Below are 19828 nucleotides of genomic sequence, written 5' to 3'. Positions count from 1 at the left end.
CAGGGATGGCGGCCGCACAACAGGAAGGGGACACCATGTCGACGCTGACGCAGATTCTGAGGACCACCGGCCTGGCCGCGGCCGTGGCCGTGATGTCCACCGCGGCCCACGCCCAGACGGTCGAGGTGCCGTTCTATTTCCCGGTCGCCGTGGGCGGGCCGATCACCAAGCTGATCGACCAGTACGCGACCGAGTTCTCGAAGGAGCACCCGTCGATCAAGGTGACGCCGATCTATGCCGGCACCTACCAGGAGACGATCGTCAAGGCGCTGACCGCCCACAAGAGCGGCACGCCGCCCGTCACTTCGGTGCTGCTGTCGACCGACATGTTCACGCTGATCGACGAGGACGCGATCGTGCCGATCGACGGCTTCGTGAAGACCGACGCCGACCGCGCCTGGCTCAAGAGCTTCTTCCCGGCCTTCATGACCAACAGCCAGACCGACGGCAAAACCTGGGGCGTGCCGTTCCAGCGCTCGACCGTCGTGCTGTACTGGAACAAGGAGGCGTTCAAGGAGGCCGGCCTCGATCCCAACAAGCCGCCCACCACCTGGGACGAGCAGATCGAGTTCGCGAAGAAGCTGACCAAGCGCGATGCGTCGGGCAATGTCACCCAGTGGGGCATGCAGGTGCCGTCCTCGGGCTTCCCCTACTGGCTGTTCCAGGGCTTCACGACCCAGGCTGGGGCCGAGCTGATGAACCAGGCCGGCGACACCACCTTCTACGACAAGCCCGAGGTGGTGCAGGCGCTGCAATACTGGGTCGACCTGTCGACCAAGCACAAGGTGATGGCGCCCGGCGTGATCGAGTGGGGCACCACGCCCAAGGATTTCTTCGAGCGCAAGACGGCGATGATGTGGACGACGACGGGCAACCTGACCAACGTCCGCGCCAACGCCAAGTTCGACTTCGGCGTCGCCATGCTGCCGGCCGGCAAGCGGCTGGGCAGCCCGACCGGCGGCGGCAACTTCTACATCTTCAAGAAAAGCACGCCGGCTCAGCAGGAGGCCGCCGCCACCTTCATCAAGTGGATCACCACGCCGGAGCGCGCGGCCCAGTGGGGCATCGACACCGGCTATGTCGCCGTCCGCCCGGATTCGTGGGAGACGCCGGCCATGAAGAAGTATGTCGAGGGCTTCCCGGCCGCGGCCGTCGCCCGCGACCAGCTTCCCCATGCGGTGGCCGAACTGTCGACGCATGAGAACCAGCGCGTGACCAAGGCGCTGAACGACGGCTTGCAGGCGGCCCTGACCGGCGCCAAGACGCCCGAGCAGGCGATGAAGGATGCCCAGGCCGAGGCCGCCCGCATCCTGCGTCCCTATAAGAAGTAGCAGCGGAACGGGGCGGGTGCCACGCGCGGCACCCGCCCCCTCCTTCCTGACCGGGACCGATCGCCGATGCGACGCATAGACGTCCATGTCCATGGCTGGCTGCTGCTGTTGCCGGCGATCGCCTTCCTGGCGCTGTTCACCCACTGGCCGGCCGTGGCGACCCTGGTCGACAGCTTCTACTCTACGCCGCGCGGCAGCCGCCCTGCCCGCTTCATCGGTACCGACAACTACGCCGTGATGCTCGACGACCCGGTCTTCTGGCAGTCGGTCGTGAACAACCTGTGGTTCGCGCTCGGCACCATCCCGGTCTCGATCGCGCTCGCCATGGTGATGGCGCTCTGGGTGAACGACCGCCTGGCCGGGCGGACCTGGCTGCGCACCGCCTTCTTCACGCCGACCGTGCTGCCGATGATCGCGGTCGCCAATATCTGGCTGTTCTTCTACACGCCCCAGTATGGCCTGCTGGAGCAGGTGACGGGCCTGTTCGGCCTGCCCTCGCACAACTGGCTCGGCAGCCGCGACACGGCGCTCGCCTGCGTCATCCTGGTGGCGATCTGGAAGGAAGCCGGCTTCTTCATGATCTTCTACCTGGCCGCCCTGCAGCAGATCCCGCCCAGCCTGGCCGAGGCAGCCGCGCTGGAGGGTGCGTCGCGCCACTACTACCTGCGCCGGGTGGTGCTGCCGCTCTTGATGCCGACGACGATGTTCGTGCTGATCAACGCCGTCATCAACTCGTTCCGGCTGGTCGACCACATCATCGTCATGACCCGCGGCGGGCCGGACAACGTCACCTCGCTGCTGCTCTTCTATATCTACGAGGTCGGCTTCAAGTTCTGGGACACCAGCTATGCCGCGGCCCTCACCATGGTCCTTGTGGTGGTGCTGGGCCTGGTGGCGCTGGCGCAGTACGCCTTCCTCGAGAAGCGGACCCACTATCAATGAGTGCGGATACCCGCCTATCGCCGTTCGAGCCGGCCGGCATCGGCCGCTGGCTGGAGACCGCGGCTGCCTGGACGCTGGCCATCCTGTGGGCGCTGCCGCTCGTATATGCTGTCTGGACCGCCTTCCACCCGGCCGAGTTCTCGACCCGGTTCGACCTGACGGCGCCGCTGACCCTGCAGAACTTCGCCAACGCCTGGAACGCCGCACCCTTCGCGCGCTACTTCGCCAACACGGTGGCGCTGGTCACGCTGATCCTGGTCAGCCAGTTCGTGCTGTGCACGCTGGCCGCCTATGCCTTTGCCCGCTACCGCTTCTTCGGCGCCGACATCGCCTTCTTCCTGGTGCTGATGCAGTTGCTGATCATGCCGGACATCCTGATCGTCGAGAACTACCGGACCATGGCCCGGCTGGGCGTGCTCGATTCGATCCCGGCCATCGCCCTGCCCTACGTCGCCTCGGCCTTCGGCATCTTCCTGTTGCGCCAGACCTTCAAGACCGTTCCGCGCGAGCTGGACGAGGCCGCCCGCGTCGAGGGCGCCGGCAGCCTGCGCATCCTGCTCCGGGTCTATGTGCCGCTGGCCAAGCCCATCTACCTCGCCTATGGCCTGGTCTCGGTCAGCCACCACTGGAACAACTTCCTGTGGCCGCTGATCGTCACCAACTCGGTCGGCTCGCGCCCGTTGACGGTGGGGTTGCAGATATTCTCGTCGACCGACCAGGGCATCGACTGGTCGATCATCACCGCCGCCACGCTGATCACGTCGGGCCCGCTGCTGCTGGCCTTCCTGCTGTTCCAGCGCCAGTTCGTGCAGAGCTTCATGCGGGCGGGAATCCGCTAGGTTCGACTGACGTCGCAATCGGCTGACAGCGGGCTCGCTATTGAAGAATAGCTTTTGCGGAAGCAACTTTGAATCGAGGAGATGTTTCGGACGAAGAATAGGTGTTGATTAGAGTTTTGCTTCCGCCAAATCCCCGCAAGCAGCTATCCCTTTCGTTTCAGACTAGGCTCACGGGCACCTCCGGCCGGGATGCCGCCGGCAGGGCGACCCTCTTGAGCCCCTTCGTGATCTGGTCGGCATTCTGGCGCACCTGGGCCGCGTTGTACGCCGCCTGCTGGCGCAGCCACGCGTCGGCCGTGCTGCCGATCACGACCTCTAGCCGTAGCGCCAGCTCCGGCGAGATATCGCTCCTGCCGGCGACCACGCGGTGAAGCTGGGACCGGCTTATGCCGAGCGCCGCCGCCGCCGCGGCGACCGAGAGGCCGAGCTCGGCGAAATCGTCCTTCAGGCTCTCGCCGGGGTGGGGTGGGTTCTTCATCGGCATGTCGTGCCTCCTTTCAATGATAGTCCACAAAATCAACGTCGATAGCGTTCCCGCCTGCAAAGCCGAACACGATCCGCCAGTTTGCCCGGACCGTGACGGCCCATTGTCCCTTGCGGTCACCCTTGAGCGGGTGCAGCCGGAAAGACGGTCTGTTCATATCCTCAGGGGCAGCAGCGGCATCCAGTGCGGCCAGGATCGCGCCGACCCGCTCGACCAACTCTGCCGGCAGCCTGCTCCGATCATCGTCCTCGAAGTACCGCTTCAAACCCTTGTGCCTAAACGACGCTATCATGGCCAAAATATCGCATGTCGCGCCACATGCGACAATACTCCTATGCGTGACCGCGGTCTCAATGAACTTCTCGGCCTCCTGGTCCGATCCGCAGCGTGCTGCTGCGGACGCCCACACCCATGTTGGATGCCCACACCGGATCGGATACAGTCGCGCGAACGGGCGGCCCATGTTGCAACCTGTTTTGGCAGCAGTTCCTGGCGCGAAGGTGACGGACATGGCGGGCGGCACGGCGAACCGGTCAATCGGCTGAGATCGGGTTCGGCGATGGCTGTCTCCCCGCGCTCCCAACCGCTGCCGGGCCAGCACCGGCCCATGCTGGAACTGGCCGACGTCCACAAATCCTATCGCGTCGGCCCGGTCGAGATCCCCATCGTCAAGGGCGTCACGCTGACGCTGAAGGAGCGTGAGATCGTCTCCATCATGGGGTCGTCCGGCTCCGGCAAGACGACGCTGATGAACATGATCGGCCTGCTCGACCGGCCGACCTCCGGCCAGGTGCTGATCGACGGCCTGGATGTCGGCACGGTGGCGGCCGACGGGCTGGCCGACATCCGCAACCGCACGGTCGGCTTCGTCTTCCAGCAGTTCTTCCTGCTGCCCCGCCTGTCCGCCCGCGAGAATGTCGAGTTGCCGCTGACCTATCGCGCGGTGCCGGACGCCGAGCGCCGGCGGCGCGCCATGACGGCGCTGGAGCGGGTCGGCATGGGCAAGCGCTCCGGCCACCGGCCGCAGGCGCTGTCGGGCGGCGAGCGCCAGCGGGTCGCCATCGCGCGCGCCATCGTCGGCGAGCCGCGGCTGCTGCTGGCCGACGAGCCCACCGGCGCGCTCGACACCAAGACCGGCGCCGAGGTGATGGAGCTGTTCCGCGCGCTGAACCGCGAGAACGGCATGGCCCTGGTGATCGTGACCCACGACCCGCATGTCGCCGCCCAGTGCCCGCGCCGCGTGGTGATGAGCGACGGCCTGCTGGTCAACGACAGCGGCGTGTTCGACCATGCCCTCGAGCCGTCTTCCGCCAGCCCGGCGTCGGCAGGCCACGCGTGATCCGCCTGCTGGGCGAGGCGTTCCGCAACCTGACGGGCAACAAGCAGCGCTCGCTGCTGGCCCTGCTGGGCATCGTCATCGGCACCGGCTCGGTCATCGCCATGGTCAATATCGGCGCCATCGTCCGCCAGGAGGCGCTGCGCCAGTTCGAGGCGATGGGCACCGACCTGGTGACGCTGACCACGCGCTCGGACGGCGAACTCAACACGGGCTTCACGGCCGAGGAGATATCGGGCCTGCCGACGACCGTGCCCGGGGTCGGCACGGCTGCCGCCTACGGCCAGCGCAGCGAGCAGTTCACCGCCGGCAGCCAGCCGCCGATGTACGGCATCCTGGTCGGCGCCACGCCGGAATTCATGGTCGCGGCCGAACTGAGCCTGGCGGCCGGCCGGGCGCCATCGCCCTTCGACGGGCCGGAGCTGTTCGCCGTCGCGGGTGCCGATCTGGTCGGCCTGTTCACGCGGGCCGGCACCGGGCTGCCGATCGGCAGCAGCCTGCCGGGGCCGGACGGATCGGTGCTGACGATCATCGGCCATCTGAAGCCCGCCATCATCAATCCGCTGATCCCGATCGACATGAACAAGGCCCTGCTGATGTCGGTGCCGGCCTTTCGCCGCGTGGCGCCGGACCAGGGCCTGACCGGGGCCGTCCTGCGGATCGCCGCCGGCAACGACCCGCGCGGGGCCGCCCGCGAGGTGGAAGCCCAACTGCGCCAGGGCCAGCCCAACCGCCAGGTGCAGGCGCGCAGCGCCGAGCAGATCATCGAGCAGATGGCCAACCAGATGCGGCTCTACACGCTGCTGCTGGGGGCGATCGGCGGGATCTCGCTGATCGTGGGCGGCGTCGGCGTGATGAACGTGATGCTGGTGGCGGTGACCGAGCGCCGGCGCGAGATCGGTATCCGCATGGCGATCGGCGCCCGCCGCCGGTCGATCGTCACCATGTTCCTGGTCGAGGCCATGTGCCTGTCGCTGACGGGCGGCTTCCTCGGCACGGTCATCGGCGTCGGCACCGCCTATGGCGCCTCTTCGCTGGCTGGCTGGACCTTCGGCGTCGCCCCGCTCGCCATCCCGCTCGGCGCCGGTGTTTCGGCCGTGGTCGGCGTGGTCTTCGGCTACCTGCCGGCGCGCCAGGCCTCGCGGGTCGACCCCATCGAGGCCCTGCGGTACGAATGACCGGAGCATTCCCCATGCTGCCCCGCCTGCTGGCCGCCCTCCTGCCGGCTGCCCTCCTGCTCGGGGCCGGCCTGGCCGTGCCGGCAGCGCAGGCGCAAACCCAGTCGCCGGCCATGACCGGCGCCTTCGCCCAGACCAAGAGCATCTCGCTGCCCGAGGCCGTCGCCCTGATGCTGCGGGACAACCGCACCGTGCGCAGCGTCCTGCTGAGCCGCATCGTCGACGACTTCAACCTGCGGGTGGCCGAGGACGAGTTCAACCCGCAGTTCGGCCTGGCGGCGACGGCGGGCGCCAACCGCGCGCAGCGCGCGCCCGGCGACCCGCGACAAAAGGTAACCGTGCTGGGGAGCTGGACGCCCAGCGTGTCCCTGGCCCTGCCCTACGGCACGCAGATGCGCGCATCGGCCTCGGGCTCCTTCCTGAAGCTCGGCGACGGCGGCACCACCTACGACCAGTCGGTCGACCTGACGATCCTCCAGCCGCTGCTGCGCGGCGCCGGCAGCGACGTCGCCACCGCCAGCCTGGAGATCAGCCGGATCAACCGCCGCATCCAGACGCTGGGCACCGAGCGGTCGGTGACCGGCGCCATCGTGCTGGCGATCCAGTCCTATCGCAGCCTGATGCAGGCAGGCGAGCAGGTGAAGATTGCCGAGGATTCGCTGCGCCGCGCGGTCGAGTTGATGGGCGTGAACCGCCAGCTCGTGGCGGCGGGCCGCTTGCCGGCGGTCGAGATCGTGCAAAGCGAGGCCAACGTCGCCCGCCAGGAACTGTCGCTGCTGTCGGCACGCAACAGCCTCGATGCCGCCCGGCTCGACCTGTTGCAGATACTGGCGCTCGACGTCGCCATCGGCCTGACCCCGACCGAGACGCTGACGGCCCAGGAGGTGCGGATCGACCTGGCGAAGGCGCTGGAGATCGCGCGCGCCAACCGCACGGACTATCGCCAGGCCTTCCTGCTGGTGGATGTCGCGCGGATCAACCTGCGCCTGGCCGAGGACGGCTTGCGGTGGGAGCTGAACGCGGTCGGCAACCTGTCGACCAGTTCCAGCGATCGCACGCTGCTGTCGACCTTCCGCCGCGCCGGCCGCATCGAGCCCGCCGTCGGCATCGGGCTGGAGCTGCGCATCCCCATCTCCAACCTGTCCGACCAGGCGCGCGCCGTCAGCGCGCGCATCGGCCTGCAGCAGCAGGAGCTGTCGCTGCGCGACCTGGAGCAGCGGCTGGAGGTGCAGGTACGCAACGCGCTGCGCCAAGTGGAAATAAGCTGGCAGCAGCAGCGCCTGGCCCAGCAGTCGGTGGCGCTGTCCGAACAGAAGCTGGACATCGAGCGCCAGCGCCTGCGCGCCGGCCGCAGCAGCAACTTCCAGGTCGTCACCTTCGAGGACGACCTGGTGCGCACGCGAACCGAGCTGCTTTCGGCACGGATCGGCTATCTCAATGCCCTCACGGCGCTGGACGACGTGCTGGGCGTCACGCTCCAGACCTGGGGCGTCCGGCTGGAGGCGATGTGATGGTCGACCAGCAAACCCCGCGGCCGGGCTCCGAGCACGCGTTGCGCGTCGTCGAAAGCATGACCAGCGGTGTCGTCACGCTCGACGCCGAGGGCCGGGTGACCGCGATCAACCAGCGCGCCGGCCAGATCATCGGCATGGAGGCGGACCGGCTGACCGGCGAGAGCCTGGTCGCCCTGCTGCTCGACGACCCGGCCAACGAAGCCCTGACCGACGCCATCGTCGAGGCCAGCTACGACGTCTCCGGCCGCTACCACCGCGAGGTCGAGTACCATTCGAACGGGCGGCGGCGCGTCCTCGACCTGCGCGCCAACCTGCTGCGCGGCGACGGCGGCACGACCGAAGGGGTCGTCCTGGTCATCGACGACATCACCGAGACCGCCATCCTGCGCGCCTCCGAGCAGCGCCTGGCCGAGGAGTTGCGCGCGCGCAACGACAACCTGACCGAGGCCTATCGCGGGCTGGAGGAAAAGACCCGCTCGCTCGACCAGGCCAAGCGCCGGGTGCGCAGCCTGGGCCTGATCGCGCTCGGCATGGCGGTGTTCGTCGTCGGCGGTGCCGCCTTCTATGCCTGGACCGCCGCTCAGCCGCCCGATATCCGCCGGCCCACGGCCGCCGCCGGCACCGCACCCTCGGGCTTCGTCGTCCAGCCGCGCCCGCTGCGCCAGACGACCAGCGTTACCGGCACGATCGAGCCCGGCAAGGTGGTCGAGGTCACCGCCCCCTTCGCCGGGGAGATCCTGGCCCGCGACTTCGTCTATGGCTCGCGCGTCGAGCAGGGCCAGGAACTGGTCCGCCTGGAGGGGGCCGAGATCGAGCGCGAACGGCGCAAGTCGGTGGTGGCCACGATGAACGCGCGTGCCAAGGTCGACGAACTGCTGGGCTGGGAGCGCGGCAACGAGGTGCAGCGCGCGCGCCGGCAGCTTGCCCAGAACCGCCAGGGGCTGGAGCGCGCGCAGCAGCAGTTGCAGACCGCGGCCGACCTGCTGCGGCGCGGCATCATCGCCAAGCAGGAGCATGACAGCCTGCAGCAGCAACTGAGCCAGAGCGAGCTCCAGGTCTTCTCGTCCGAGCAGGACCTGGCCGCCACCCTGCGCAAGGGGTCGTCCGAGCAGGTCACGATCGCCCGGCTGGACCTCGCCAGCGTCGAGGAGAAACTGGCCGACCAGGTGCGCCAGCTAGCGGGTGCGCGCATCATCGCCCCGGTGTCGGGCGTGGCGCTGCGGCCGCGGGCGGCAGCCGCCAGCAGCGGCGGCGAAGGCGGCGGGTCCGCCAGCCGCGACATCGTCGTCGGCAGCCGCGTGGAACAGGGCCGCACGCTGCTGGAGATCGGCGACCTGACATCGCTATCGGTGCGCGGCCAGGTCGACGAGATCGACGTCGGCCGGGTCCGCCCCGGCCTGCCGGTGGTGGTGCAAGGGGTCGGCTTCGGCGGCCAGCCGCTGGCGGGCGAGGTCGCGGCCGTGTCCTCGCAGGCCAACGCCGCCGCCGGCGGGCGTTCCGCCCGGGCGCGTTTCGATGTCCTGGTCGCCATCCGCAACCTGCCGGAAAGCGCGCGCCAGGCGCTGCGCATCGGCATGTCGGCGACGCTGGAGATCGTTCTTTACGAGAACCGCGCAGCACTCATCGTGCCGCCGGACCTGCTGCGCCGCACCGCCGACGGGCCACGCCTGATGGTGCGCCGCGGCGCCCAGGGCGAGCCGCAGGAGGTGAAGCCGACGCTGGGCGTCAGCCTGCCCCAGGGGATCGAGGTGACCGCCGGCCTCAACCCCGGTGACGAGATCGTGCGGCCCTAGCCGGTCGGGCCCGAAGGAGGACAGGGGTGAGAAGCCATTCGCGATGGACCGCCGCCGCCCTGGTTCTGACGATCATGCCGGCCACCCCGGCGCTGGCCGAGGATCGCCTGCAGTTCACCTTCACCAACCGGATGCCGGCATCGCTGGCGGGCAAGGGCGTCGTCGACGAGATCGCCGGCTCAGCCGTCGTCGCATCGGGGCAATCCGGCGACCTGTACGGCCCCTTCCCCACCGAAGGCAGCGGCGGCCACATCATCAAGACCCGGGACGTGCATTTCCAGCATCGCACCGCCCTGTCGCCCGTCTATTGCAGCTGGCGCGTCTCGATCACGGTGAACCTGCGCTGCGACGGCGTGGTCACCTGCTCGCAATACTGGAGCTGCGCCATCGTCTCGCAGCGGGCCGAGCAGGCGGGCATCGGCTGCGATGGCAAGGCCCAGGTGCAGGGCGTGGGCTGCCGCTTCACGTTCGAGATCGACTGAACCGATATCGACTGAACCGAATTCGACCGCAGCCGACGCTACATGCCGCCCTGCCAGCTCCCGCGCTGAACATACGGCTTGTTGTAGCTGACCGTCGCGGTGAAGGTCTTGGTCTTGGCGCCGCTGCTGGCTTCGTCGATGCAGGAGGCGCCGCTGGCGGTCTTGTGGAACGTGTAGACATGGCCGTCGCTGCCGCTGACCTGCCCCGTGAACTCGCCCCCCTCGTACAGCGCCACTTCCCCGCCCACCAGCGCGTGGAAGCCGTTCGGGCCGCACACCTTCGCGGCCAGTTCCAGCCCAAGCGCGACCACCGAGCTCGATTCGGCGGCGACCGGGCCGCCCAGCGCAAGCAGGGCCGCGGCCGCAAGGCAATGTCGGGCGACGAGGTGCATGCGAATGATCCCGGCTGCGCGTCCGATGAGCGAGGGCGGGACTATGGGGCCGCCGGCGCGACCATTCAACCGCCGTCCTTGAACCCGGCATGCCTGGCCGCAGATACTGCGCCCGCGACGAAACGGGAAGCGCCATGAAACTGATCACCTGGAACATCCAATGGGGCCTCGGCATCGACGGCCGCCTCGACCTGGCGCGCATCGTCGCCGACGCGCGGCGCATCGCCGATTTCGACGTGCTGTGCCTCCAGGAGGTGGCCGACAACTTCCCCGAACTGAAGCAGAGCCGGGGCGAGAACCAGTTCGCCGAGCTGGCGGCCCTGCTGCCGGGTTACGAGGCGATCGAAGGCGTGGCGGTGGACCTGCCCGACGGCAAGGGCCGGCGCAAGCGCTTCGGCAACATGATCCTGTCGCGGCTGCCGGTCGGCCGCGTGCTGCGCCATGCCGCCCCCTGGGTCGCCGACGGCGGCCGGTCGATGCCGCGCCTGGTGCTGGACGCGGTCGTGCATGCCGGCTTCGGGCCGGTCCGGGTGATGACGACGCACATGGAGTTCTATTCGCCCGAGCAGCGGATGGCCCAGGTGGCGACGATCCGCCAGGCGCACGAGGCCGCCGCCGCCCGCTTCGCCCTGCCGCCCAGGGAGGGCAACGGCACGTTCGCCACCGACGTGCAGACCGCCTCGGCTGTCCTGACGGGCGACTTCAACATGACCCCCGAGGAGCCGATCCTGCGATCGCTGCTGGAGCCGTTCGACGGCGGTGTCCCCGCCTTCCGGGATGCCTGGACGGTTGCCCATGGCGCTGCCCCGCACCCGCATTCCTTCTGCATCTTCGAGCAGGTGCACAAGCCGCCGCACACCAGCGACTACATCCTGCTGACCGAGGATCTGGCGCCCCGCGTCCGCAACGTGCATTACGACGTTGAGACGCAGGTGTCCGACCACCAGCCGGTGCTGCTGGAACTCGCCTGACGCTCCAACCGCGGTTTGCCCGCTTCATCGCCCCCGTGCCGCCCAGGTAGCCGATGCCCATTACCAGCACCTTCTTCGCCCGGACCACCATCCTGCTCCTGGCCGCGGGCGCGCTGGCGCTGCTCGCGATCGTCGCCGCCTCTCTCTGGCTGGTCGACCGCACGGGGGAATACACCGAGCAGGTGCTCCACGCCCAGCAGACCCGCTCGGCCTCCAGCGGCCTGCTGACCCTGCTGCAATATGCCGAGACCGGCCAGCGCGGCTACGTCATCACCGCCGATACCGCCTATCTGGAGCCCTACGAGCTGGGCCGCACGCGCATCCCCGAGCAGTTGCAGCGCCTGCGCGCCTTGTTCGCGGGCGACGCCACCCGGCTGGCGCAGATCGAGCGGATCGCCGGCCTGGCCGACGAGAAGATGGGCGAGTTGACCCAGTCCGTGGAACTGGTGCGCACGGGGCGTGTCGCCGACGCCGTGGAACTGGTGCGGACCGATCGCGGCAAAGTGGTGATGGACAATCTGCGCGACCATCTGCGGGAGCTGATCGGCCAGATCGACCGCAGCATCCAGACGGCCGCCGGCAACACCCGGAACAGCGCCGATGCGTTGAGCTGGGCCGTCATCGCCGGCGCGCTGGTGATCGCCTTGCTGGCCGGCGGCTCGGTCTGGATGTCGGTCCGCTACACCCAGGACCTGGTCGCGGCCCGCCAGGAGGTGCAGGAGCTGAACTTCAGCCTGGAGGAGCGGGTCGCCGAGCGGACGTCCGATCTGGCCCGCGCGAACGACGAGATCCAGCGGTTCGCCTATATCGTCAGCCATGACCTGCGGGCGCCGCTGGTCAACGTCATGGGCTTCACCAGCGAGCTGGAAGTGTCGCTCGACGTGCTTCAGCGCCATGTGGCCGAAACCGAGAAGCTGGTGGAGCCCGGCCAGGCAATCGAGGCGCGCCAGGCCGCCTTCGAGGACCTGCCCGAGGCGCTGCGCTTCATCCGCTCGTCGACCACGCGCATGGACCGGCTGATCAACGCCATCCTGAAGCTGTCGCGCGAGGGCCGGCGCACACTGACCGCCGAGCGGATCGACATGGGGACCATGCTGGAAACGGCGGCCGCCAGCGTGCAGCACCAGCTCCAGTCGAACGACGGCTCGATCATCGTCGAGAAGCCCGTGCCGAACATCCTGTCCGATCGCCTGGCGGTGGAGCAGATTTTCGGCAACTTGGTGGACAATGCCGTAAAGTACCTCGATCCGGCCCGCCCGGGCCGGATCGTCGTGCGCGGGCGCGAGCAGGGCGGGCAACTCGCCTACGAGATCGAAGACAATGGCCGCGGCATCGCCCCGCAGGACCATGAGCGGATATTCGAGCTGTTCCGGCGCTCTGGCGTGCAGGACCAGCCCGGCGAGGGAATCGGCCTGGCCCACGTCCGCACCCTGGCGCGCCGCCTGGGCGGCGACGTCACGGTGGATTCCGCGCTTGGTCGCGGCACGGTTTTCCGGGTAATCCTGCCCCGCCGTGCCGATGGCTTCGCCGCAGCACCCGGCATCGCAGTCGAGAGGAAGACGTCATGAACACAGCCGCACAGGCGGTGACCATCATCATGGTCGAGGACGACGAGGGGCACGCGCGCCTGATCGAGAAGAACATCCGGCGCGCCGGCGTCCACAACGAGATCGTCCCCTTCACCGACGGGACCAGCGCGCTGGAATACCTCTTCGGCAAGGACGGCTCGGGCCAGGTGAGCGCCGGCCGCGGCCTGCTGATCCTGCTCGACCTCAACCTGCCCGACATGACCGGCGTCGACATCCTGGCCAAGGTGAAGGCCAACCCGCACACCAAGCGGTCGCCCGTGGTCGTGTTGACGACGACCGACGACCAGCGCGAGATCCAGCGCTGCTACGACCTGGGCGCCAACGTCTACATCACCAAGCCGGTGAATTATGAGGCGTTCGCCAACGCAATCCGGCAACTCGGCCTGTTCTTTGCGGTAATGCAGGTTCCGGAGATCGATTGACCGTGCCCGACCGACCACGCCTGCTCTACATCGACGACGACCCGGGCCTCGCGCGCCTCGTGCAGCGCACGCTGGAGCCGCGCGGGTTCGCCTTCGAGCATGCAGACAATGGCGCGGCCGGCATCGCCCGCATCCTGAAGGGCGGCATCGACGTCGTCGCGCTGGACCACTACATGCCGGGCGAGACCGGGCTCGACCTGCTGCCGCAGATCCTGGCCCTGGCCGATGCCCCGCCGGTCGTCTACGTCACCGGGTCGGAGGACAGCCGGGTCGCCGTGGCGGCGCTGAAGGCAGGCGCGGTCGACTATGTCTGGAAGAACGTCGACGGCTCGTTCCGCGAGCTGCTGGCCGAGGCCGTGCAGCAGGCGATCGAGACCCATCGGCTGCGCCGCGCCAAGGAGCGGGCCGAGGAAGAGACCCGCGCCGCCCGCGACCGGGCCGAGATGCTGCTGCGCGAGGTGAACCACCGCGTCGCCAACAGCCTGGCCCTGGTGGCGGGCCTGGCCTACATGCAGGCCCACTCCATGACCGACCCGACCGCGCGGGCGGCCCTGGAAGAGATGCAGGCCCGCATCACCGCCATCGCCGGCATCCATCGCCGCCTCTACACCTCCGACGATGTCCGCTTCGTGGAGATCGACGCCTACCTGCACAGCCTGATCGAGGAGTTGCAGTCGGCGATGAAGGCGACTGGCCGCGACCATACGATCCGGCTGAACGCCGATCCGATCCGCATTCCGACCGACAAGGCGGTCTCGGTCGGCGTCATCGTCACGGAGCTGGTTACCAACGCCTACAAATACGCCTACCCCGCCGGGACCCATGGCGACGTCCGCGTGCAGATCAGCCATGTCGGCGAGCGCGACGTGTCGCTGGTGGTGGAGGATGATGGCATCGGTTGGGCCGGCATCGGCAAGCCGCGCGGCACGGGCCTGGGCTCGCGCATCGTCAAGGCGATGGCGGCTGACCTGAAATCGGCGGTACGCTTCGACGAGCGCCATGCCGGCACCCGCGTGACCCTCAACTTCGCCCTGTAGGGGCGGGCCGTCCGGTCACGGACGGATGTCGATCTCCGTGCCGTCCGCCACCAGCGTCCAGATCTCCTCGACCTCGTCGTTGGTGACGGCGATGCAGCCCTCGGTCCAGTCCCGTTTCTTCTGGGCGCGGGCATAGGACTGGGCGTTGTTCGGCTGGCCGTGGATCATGATCAGGCCGCCCGGCGACATGCCCTGGGAACGCGCCCGCGCCCGGTCCTGGTCGTTGGGGTAGGAGATCTTGAGCGCGCGGTGGAAGCCGCTGCGCTCGTTGCGCGTCTCGATGCGATAGATGCCCTCTGGCGTGCGGCCGTCGCCCTCATGCTGCTTGTGGCCCAGCGTCTGCCAGCCAAGATCGATGCGATAAGTCCGGATCGGCTGTCCGTCGCGCACCAGTTCCATGCGCCGGTCCATCTTGTGGACGACGATGCGGTCGGCCAGCAGCGGTGGCGGTGCGGCATCGGGCGGCGTCAGGCTGGCCCGGCGAAAGCGCGGCAATGGCGGCGGCGTCGCCACGTCGTAGCGCACGACGCGCGCCGGATCGGCAAAGCCACCGGCGGTCAGGGCGGCCGTCTGGCCATCGGTCGGCGACCGCACGGCGGCGGTGGGCGCGACCGCTACGGGGCGCTCGGCACAGGCGCCCAGCACCAGGAGCATCACGGCAAGCAGGTATCGCATCGTCCCCGAACTCTTCAGCCCCCTGAACTCTTCAGCCCATTGCCTCAGGCGCGGTCCAGGACCGCCATCAATTCCCGCCATTCGCGGGCGCCGAGCCCGCTTTCGGCCTGGCCCACGGTCTCACCCGCAAGCATGCGGCGCACCACCGCCAGCATTTTGGCCGACAGCATCGCCGCCCCCATGCGGTAGTCGAGGAAGGCCTCATGCACCATCGGGACCCAGCGCCTCAGCGCCTCGGCCATCGCGTCGGCATAGACCCTGATCTCATACTGGGCATGAGGATCGGCCCGTAAGGACAGGAAATGCAAGAGATTATGGAGGTCGGTCTTCCAGTACCACTGGGTATAGACATTGACGGTGAGGTTCATCCGCGCCAACTCGCGCGCCAGTCCATCCCGGGTGGGATCGCGGCGTTCGCCGGACTCGGTCTCGTTCAGCATCTCCAGGTAATGGTCGTAGCTGCGCGTCGCGTCGTCCCGCAGCAGGGCCAGGACGTGGGCCGCCTCCTCCCCGGCGAGGACCGCACCCCGGCCCTGCCGGTTGACCGCGGACTGGGCCGCCAGATGCTCGGGCGCGGGGATGTAGAACTCCCGGTCCAGCACCGAGTAGCGGGCCGAATACTCGTTCACGTTCGCGGTGCGATGGCGGATCCACTGGCGGGCGACGAAGACCGGCAGCTTCACATGGAACTTGATCTCGCACATCTCGAACGGCGTGGTATGGCGATGGCGCATCAGATAGTTGATGAGCCCCCGATCCTCGCTGACCTTGCGCGTGCCACGGCCATAGGATACCCGCGCCGCCTGGACGACGGCGGCATCGTCGCCCATGTAGTCGATGACCCGCACGAATCCGTGGTCGAGCACCGGCAACGGCACATGCAGGATCTCCTCCAGCGCCGGCACGGTTGCCCGCAGGGTCGGCCGGGTTTCGGCGCGCGCGGCGTCTATCTCAGCTAGCTGTGCATCGGTCAGGGCCATGGGCACCGTATAGCCCGTCAAGTTGCCGCCATAAACCGCTGAGATGAAGGCCCCCTCATCTCCCACTCGTTCGGAGCCCAAGTAGCATGTTCGCCTGGTTCGAGCGCCGCATAGACCCGTTCAAGCCCGCCCCGGTGGCCCAGCCGCCGGCCGGCCTGATCGCGTTCTACTGGCACTTCATCCGCCAGGTGTGGCCCACCTTCGTGGTGCTGATGGCAACCGGCGGCACCGTGGCGCTGCTGGAAGTGGCGATGTTCCGCTACATCGGCCAGATCATCGACCTGTTGAAGACAACGGCACCGGCCGACTTCTTCGCCCAGGAGGGCACCAGCCTGCTGGTGATGGCGGTGGTGGTGCTGGTGCTGCGCCCGCTCTGCGGCATCCTGCACGACATGCTGGTGCGCCAGACGGTGGTGCCGAGCCTGACCAACCTGGTGCGCTGGCAGAGCCATCGCTACCTGGTGCGCCAGAGCCTCAGCTTCTTCCAGAACGACTTTGCCGGGCGGCTGGCCAACCGCGTGCTGCAAACGGGCGTGTCGCTGCGCGAATCGGTGATGGAGACGGTGAACTCGCTGTGGTTCGTCATCGTCTATGCCGTCAGCGCCGTCATCCTCTTCGCCCAGGCCGATCCGCTGCTGGCGGTGCCACTGCTGGTGTGGATGGGGCTCTATGTCGTGACGCTGCGCGTGATGGTGCCGCGCATCCGCGACCGCGCCCGGGCGGCGTCCGAGAGCCGGTCGGCGCTGACCGGCCGCATCGTCGACAGCTACACCAACATCACCACGGTGAAGCTCTTCGCCCATGCCGAGCGCGAGGACGCCTATGTCCGCCGCGCCGTCGCCCGCAACACCGACGCCATCCGCGCCCAGCTTCGCCTGGTGACGGTGATGAGCGGTATCATCGCCGTCCTCAACTGCGCGCTGATCGGCGCCACGGTCGGGCTGGCGGTGTGGCTGTGGACGCAAGGGGCGGTCACCCAGGGCGCCATCGCGCTGACCGCGGGCCTGGCCATCCGCATCTACAACATGTCCGGCTGGATCATGTGGGTGGTGACCGGCATCTTCGAGAATGTGGGCGTGGTCCAGGAAGGCATGGAGACGCTGGCCCGCCCCCACACCGTCATCGACCGGCCCGACGCCCGCCCGCTGGCCGTCGCCCGCGGCGAGATCGCCTTCGACCATGTCCGCTTTCACTACGGCCGGGAGTCGGGCGTGATCGACGACCTGTCGCTGGTGGTGCGGCCCGGCGAGCGGCTGGGGCTGGTGGGTCGCTCGGGGGCCGGCAAGTCGACCCTGGTCAACCTGCTGCTGCGTTTCCACGACCTGGAGGGCGGCCGCATCCTGATCGACGGCCAGGACATCGCCCAGGTCGAGCAGGAGAGCCTGCGGGCGGCGATCGGCGTGGTGACGCAGGATACCTCCCTCCTCCACCGCTCGGTGCGCGACAACATCCGCTACGGCCGGCCGGAGGCCGACGACGGCATGATCGCCGCCGCCGCCGCCCGCGCGCATGCCGACCTCTTCATCCCCGACCTGGTCGACCCGCGCGGCCGCCAGGGGCTGGAGGCGCATGTCGGCGAGCGCGGCGTGAAGCTGTCGGGCGGCCAGCGCCAGCGCGTGGCGATCGCCCGCGTGCTGCTGAAGGACGCCCCCATCCTGGTCCTGGACGAGGCGACGTCGGCGCTCGATTCCGAGGTGGAAGCCGCCATCCAGGAGGACCTCGACACCCTGATGGACGGCAAGACGGTGATCGCCATCGCCCACCGCCTATCGACGATCGCCAGGATGGACCGGCTGGTCGTCATGGACCAGGGCCGCATCGTCGAGGTCGGGACCCATGCCGAACTGGTGGCCTCTGGCGGCATCTATGCCGGCCTGTGGAAGCGCCAGTCGGGCGGGTTCCTGGGCGACCTGGCCCATGAGGCGCAGGCGGCCGATTGACGCCGGCCGGCCCCCGGCGGTGGCGTCGCCGCCGCAGAGGCCGCTATCTTCCCCGCCGGACCGAATCGACAGACGGGGTAACAGGCCGATGGCGGCATGGGGAAGACAATGGCTGGCGGCCGGCCTGGTGACGATGCTGGCCGCCTGCGGGACGAGCAGCACCGGCGGCCTGGGTGACGGAACGACGACCCGTGGCGGTCGCACGATCGCCAGCGATGGAACGCCAATCGACCCGGCATTTGTCCAGATACCGGGCTGGGCCAGCGACGACACCGTGGGCGCGGTGGCAGCCTTCCGCGCCTCCTGCGGTCGGCTGCTGCGCCAGCCGACCGCCTATGCGCTGGGGCCCGACGGCATCGCCGGCCGGGTATCGGACTGGGCCGACCCCTGCCGCGCCGCCGAGGCGGTGGAACCGGGCCCAGCCGCGGCCCGGCGCTTCTTCGAGCGCTGGTTCGTGCCGGTGGCCCTGGGCGGCGGCGAGACCGGGCTCTTCACCGGCTACTACGAGCCGGAACTGCGCGGGTCGTGGGCGCGCACGGCCAAGTTCGACACGCCACTCTATCGCCTGCCACCAAAGGGGCGGCAGATGCCGACACGGGCCCAGATCCAGGCCGGCGCGCTGGCCAACAAGGGGTTGGAGCTGCTGTGGGTCGATGATCCGGTCGATGCCTTCTTCCTGGAGATCCAGGGGTCCGGCCGGGTGCGCATGACCGACGGCAGCGTCGTCGGCGTGGAGTATGCCGGGCAGAACGGCCACCCCTACTTCCCGGTCGGCCGCGCCCTGGTGCAGTGGGGCGAACTGGACCAGCAGGCCGTATCCATGGCATCCATCCGCGAATGGATGCGCCGCAACCCGACGCGGATGCGCCAGCTCAAGGCCACCAACAACAGCCACATCTTCTTCCGCCTGCGGGCCGAGGTGGGCGCGCGTGGCGCCATGGGCGTGCCGCTGACCAGCGGGCGCAGCCTGGCGGTCGACCCCAAGGCCGTGCCGCTGGGCGTGCCGGTCTTCATCGACCTGGCCGAGGCGCCCACCAACGACGGCACCATCCGCCGCTTGGTGGTGGCGCAGGACACCGGCGGCGCCATCAAGGGCGGCGTGCGGGGCGACCTGTTCTGGGGCGTGGGCGAGGATGCCGGGCACTATGCCGGTGCCATGCGCGCCCGCGGCCGGGCGTGGATCCTGGTGCCGCGCAAGCGCACCGCGGGCGTGGCCGCGGTGCGCTGACGGGCAAGGAGAGCGAGGCCCGGGCTACCAGGCCCGGGCCGGCCCCACATCGAGATGCAGGAAGCCGGCGCGCGGATAGGCGCCGACGCCCCCCCGCTCCAGCTTCACCGCCACGGCCCGGACCGCCATCACGTCGCGATCGGGCAGGACGACGTCGAACGCCTGGCCGCGCGTGTGGTAGCTGTCGCGGGCGACCGAGCGGTCGCGGCTGCGCTTGCTGCGGTTGGTCTCGGGCGAGCGATAGCCCGAGATGATCCTCGTCGGCTGCGCCTCGTCGAGCCGGACCGCCTCCTGCAGGTCGTGCAGATAGTCGTAGAGGCCCGGATCCATGCGCGCGACACGCCCGGAGCGATAGTCGCGCAAGAAGCGGCTCAAGGTCTGGAGGGCATCGGGCTGGTAGCGACCGTCGCGGAAATAGGCGATGTCGACGGTCTCCAGCGTGTTGACGTTGTGCAGGTGCAACCGTCGATCGGGTTGCGCCTCGCGGACCACGGCCAGGGCCGGACGGGTCACGCATACGGCCAGGGCAGCACCCAGACCGCAAAGCAGTCGGCGGCGCGACGGCATCCCCATGCCGCCGAGCACGCTCGGCTGGTTCTTCATATGTAGCTCTCCCCAAGCTCTCAGATGGAGCCGCGATCCAGAACGGATGCGGCTGGCTGCGACGTCACGCCCCCCAGCGATGACGACCGCAG

The 19828-nt window shown here is 69.0% G+C and carries 20 protein-coding genes; 14 read left to right on the top strand and 6 right to left on the bottom strand.

From position 1 onward, the window contains the following. Window positions 1–35 precede the first annotated feature (35 nt). From STVA_RS07920 to STVA_RS07910, 3 genes are all read left to right on the top strand, one after another. Window positions 36–1331: an ABC transporter substrate-binding protein gene (locus STVA_RS07920; protein ID WP_123689157.1), complete on the top strand. Its 1296-nt coding sequence runs from the start codon at window positions 36–38 to the stop codon at window positions 1329–1331. Between the two features lie 66 nt (window positions 1332–1397). Then, window positions 1398–2273: a carbohydrate ABC transporter permease gene (locus STVA_RS07915; RefSeq protein WP_123689158.1), complete on the top strand. Its 876-nt coding sequence runs from the start codon at window positions 1398–1400 to the stop codon at window positions 2271–2273. Beyond that, the gene (locus STVA_RS07910; RefSeq protein WP_123689159.1) at window positions 2270–3112 is read left to right on the top strand and encodes a carbohydrate ABC transporter permease; all 843 of its coding nucleotides are present in this window, start codon (window positions 2270–2272) and stop codon (window positions 3110–3112) included. The genes STVA_RS07915 and STVA_RS07910 overlap by 4 nt, the downstream gene beginning before the upstream one ends. A 157-nt stretch (window positions 3113–3269) precedes the next feature. Here the strand turns inward: STVA_RS07910 and STVA_RS07905 are convergent, their stop codons facing one another. Next, complete coding sequence (locus STVA_RS07905; protein WP_123689160.1) at window positions 3270–3596, bottom strand: HigA family addiction module antitoxin; 327 nt, start codon at window positions 3594–3596, stop codon at window positions 3270–3272. Between the two features lie 13 nt (window positions 3597–3609). Then, the gene (locus tag STVA_RS28070; protein ID WP_245978272.1) at window positions 3610–4107 is read right to left on the bottom strand and encodes a type II toxin-antitoxin system RelE/ParE family toxin; all 498 of its coding nucleotides are present in this window, start codon (window positions 4105–4107) and stop codon (window positions 3610–3612) included. 48 nt (window positions 4108–4155) lie between these two features. On the opposite strand from STVA_RS28070, the gene STVA_RS07895 reads away from it, so the two are divergent. The 5 genes from STVA_RS07895 to STVA_RS07875 are packed head-to-tail and all read left to right on the top strand — an operon-like array spanning window position 4156 to window position 9899. Continuing rightward, window positions 4156–4935, top strand: a complete 780-nt coding sequence (locus STVA_RS07895) for an ABC transporter ATP-binding protein (RefSeq protein WP_245978274.1) — start codon at window positions 4156–4158, stop codon at window positions 4933–4935. Beyond that, the gene (locus STVA_RS07890) at window positions 4932–6110 is read left to right on the top strand and encodes an ABC transporter permease (protein ID WP_170216399.1); all 1179 of its coding nucleotides are present in this window, start codon (window positions 4932–4934) and stop codon (window positions 6108–6110) included. Before STVA_RS07895 ends, STVA_RS07890 begins: the two co-directional genes overlap by 4 nt. A gap of 14 nt (window positions 6111–6124) precedes the next feature. After that, window positions 6125–7621 carry a TolC family protein gene (locus tag STVA_RS07885; protein WP_170216400.1) on the top strand — a complete coding sequence of 499 codons (1497 nt, stop codon included), beginning with the start codon at window positions 6125–6127 and terminating at the stop codon, window positions 7619–7621. Then, window positions 7621–9417: a PAS domain-containing protein gene (locus STVA_RS07880; RefSeq protein WP_123689165.1), complete on the top strand. Its 1797-nt coding sequence runs from the start codon at window positions 7621–7623 to the stop codon at window positions 9415–9417. The genes STVA_RS07885 and STVA_RS07880 overlap by 1 nt, the downstream gene beginning before the upstream one ends. Before the next feature lie 26 nt (window positions 9418–9443). Then, window positions 9444–9899 (top strand): hypothetical protein, encoded by a 456-nt coding sequence (locus STVA_RS07875; RefSeq protein WP_142235700.1) that lies wholly within the window; start codon window positions 9444–9446, stop codon window positions 9897–9899. A gap of 38 nt (window positions 9900–9937) precedes the next feature. Here the strand turns inward: STVA_RS07875 and STVA_RS07870 are convergent, their stop codons facing one another. Then, entirely contained in the window at window positions 9938–10291 is a 354-nt protein-coding gene (locus tag STVA_RS07870; protein WP_123689167.1) for a hypothetical protein, read from the bottom strand. Window positions 10292–10425: 134 nt separating this feature from the next. Here STVA_RS07870 and STVA_RS07865 point away from each other — a divergent pair, with 134 nt between their 5' ends. From STVA_RS07865 to STVA_RS07850, 4 genes are read left to right on the top strand one after another with little or no spacing between them, the layout of a single operon-like run. After that, window positions 10426–11262, top strand: a complete 837-nt coding sequence (locus STVA_RS07865) for an endonuclease/exonuclease/phosphatase family protein (RefSeq protein WP_170216401.1) — start codon at window positions 10426–10428, stop codon at window positions 11260–11262. A 53-nt stretch (window positions 11263–11315) separates the two neighbouring features. Next, window positions 11316–12830 (top strand): sensor histidine kinase, encoded by a 1515-nt coding sequence (locus STVA_RS07860; protein WP_123689169.1) that lies wholly within the window; start codon window positions 11316–11318, stop codon window positions 12828–12830. Then, window positions 12827–13273 (top strand): response regulator, encoded by a 447-nt coding sequence (locus tag STVA_RS07855; RefSeq protein ID WP_123689170.1) that lies wholly within the window; start codon window positions 12827–12829, stop codon window positions 13271–13273. The genes STVA_RS07860 and STVA_RS07855 overlap by 4 nt, the downstream gene beginning before the upstream one ends. A 2-nt stretch (window positions 13274–13275) precedes the next feature. Continuing rightward, window positions 13276–14310, top strand: coding sequence for a sensor histidine kinase (locus STVA_RS07850; RefSeq protein ID WP_197735815.1), 1035 nt, complete (start codon window positions 13276–13278; stop codon window positions 14308–14310). 15 nt (window positions 14311–14325) lie between these two features. Here the strand turns inward: STVA_RS07850 and STVA_RS07845 are convergent, their stop codons facing one another. Together STVA_RS07845 and thyX are read right to left on the bottom strand one after the other, a co-directional pair. Continuing rightward, on the bottom strand, window positions 14326–14985 hold the full coding sequence (locus tag STVA_RS07845) for a L,D-transpeptidase family protein (RefSeq protein WP_170216402.1): 660 nt from the start codon (window positions 14983–14985) through the stop codon (window positions 14326–14328). A gap of 44 nt (window positions 14986–15029) precedes the next feature. Beyond that, entirely contained in the window at window positions 15030–15986 is a 957-nt protein-coding gene (gene thyX, locus STVA_RS07840) for an FAD-dependent thymidylate synthase (RefSeq protein WP_420822815.1), read from the bottom strand. Between the two features lie 65 nt (window positions 15987–16051). Between thyX and STVA_RS07835 the strand changes: the two genes are divergently transcribed. Continuing rightward, window positions 16052–17905, top strand: a complete 1854-nt coding sequence (locus STVA_RS07835) for an ABC transporter ATP-binding protein (protein ID WP_123689173.1) — start codon at window positions 16052–16054, stop codon at window positions 17903–17905. Window positions 17906–17993: 88 nt separating this feature from the next. Continuing rightward, window positions 17994–19133 (top strand): murein transglycosylase A, encoded by a 1140-nt coding sequence (mltA, locus tag STVA_RS07830; RefSeq protein WP_123689174.1) that lies wholly within the window; start codon window positions 17994–17996, stop codon window positions 19131–19133. Between the two features lie 24 nt (window positions 19134–19157). Here the strand turns inward: mltA and STVA_RS07825 are convergent, their stop codons facing one another. Then, window positions 19158–19736 carry a peptidoglycan L,D-endopeptidase MepK gene (locus STVA_RS07825; protein WP_123689175.1) on the bottom strand — a complete coding sequence of 193 codons (579 nt, stop codon included), beginning with the start codon at window positions 19734–19736 and terminating at the stop codon, window positions 19158–19160. Window positions 19737–19828: the final 92 nt, after the last annotated feature.

It is taken from the genome of Stella humosa (genome assembly GCF_006738645.1).
In the GTDB taxonomy this organism is placed as follows: Bacteria; Pseudomonadota; Alphaproteobacteria; order ATCC43930; family Allostellaceae; genus Allostella; species Allostella humosa.
This window is presented reverse-complemented; position numbering and strand designations above follow the sequence as displayed.

Coding starts and splice junctions, on each gene's coding strand:
- STVA_RS07905 (WP_123689160.1), bottom strand. CDS start 3,596: ATGCCGATGAAGAACCCACCCCACCCCGGCGAGAGCCTGAAGGACGAT.
- STVA_RS07855 (WP_123689170.1), top strand. CDS start 12,827: ATGAACACAGCCGCACAGGCGGTGACCATCATCATGGTCGAGGACGAC.
- STVA_RS07825 (WP_123689175.1), bottom strand. CDS start 19,736: ATGAAGAACCAGCCGAGCGTGCTCGGCGGCATGGGGATGCCGTCGCGC.
- STVA_RS07895 (WP_245978274.1), top strand. CDS start 4,156: ATGGCTGTCTCCCCGCGCTCCCAACCGCTGCCGGGCCAGCACCGGCCC.
- STVA_RS07845 (WP_170216402.1), bottom strand. CDS start 14,985: ATGCGATACCTGCTTGCCGTGATGCTCCTGGTGCTGGGCGCCTGTGCC.
- STVA_RS28070 (WP_245978272.1), bottom strand. CDS start 4,107: ATGTCCGTCACCTTCGCGCCAGGAACTGCTGCCAAAACAGGTTGCAAC.
- STVA_RS07880 (WP_123689165.1), top strand. CDS start 7,621: ATGGTCGACCAGCAAACCCCGCGGCCGGGCTCCGAGCACGCGTTGCGC.
- STVA_RS07865 (WP_170216401.1), top strand. CDS start 10,426: ATGAAACTGATCACCTGGAACATCCAATGGGGCCTCGGCATCGACGGC.
- STVA_RS07910 (WP_123689159.1), top strand. CDS start 2,270: ATGAGTGCGGATACCCGCCTATCGCCGTTCGAGCCGGCCGGCATCGGC.
- STVA_RS07835 (WP_123689173.1), top strand. CDS start 16,052: ATGTTCGCCTGGTTCGAGCGCCGCATAGACCCGTTCAAGCCCGCCCCG.
- STVA_RS07860 (WP_123689169.1), top strand. CDS start 11,316: ATGCCCATTACCAGCACCTTCTTCGCCCGGACCACCATCCTGCTCCTG.
- STVA_RS07870 (WP_123689167.1), bottom strand. CDS start 10,291: ATGCACCTCGTCGCCCGACATTGCCTTGCGGCCGCGGCCCTGCTTGCG.
- mltA (WP_123689174.1), top strand. CDS start 17,994: ATGGCGGCATGGGGAAGACAATGGCTGGCGGCCGGCCTGGTGACGATG.
- STVA_RS07885 (WP_170216400.1), top strand. CDS start 6,125: ATGCTGCCCCGCCTGCTGGCCGCCCTCCTGCCGGCTGCCCTCCTGCTC.
- STVA_RS07920 (WP_123689157.1), top strand. CDS start 36: ATGTCGACGCTGACGCAGATTCTGAGGACCACCGGCCTGGCCGCGGCC.
- STVA_RS07915 (WP_123689158.1), top strand. CDS start 1,398: ATGCGACGCATAGACGTCCATGTCCATGGCTGGCTGCTGCTGTTGCCG.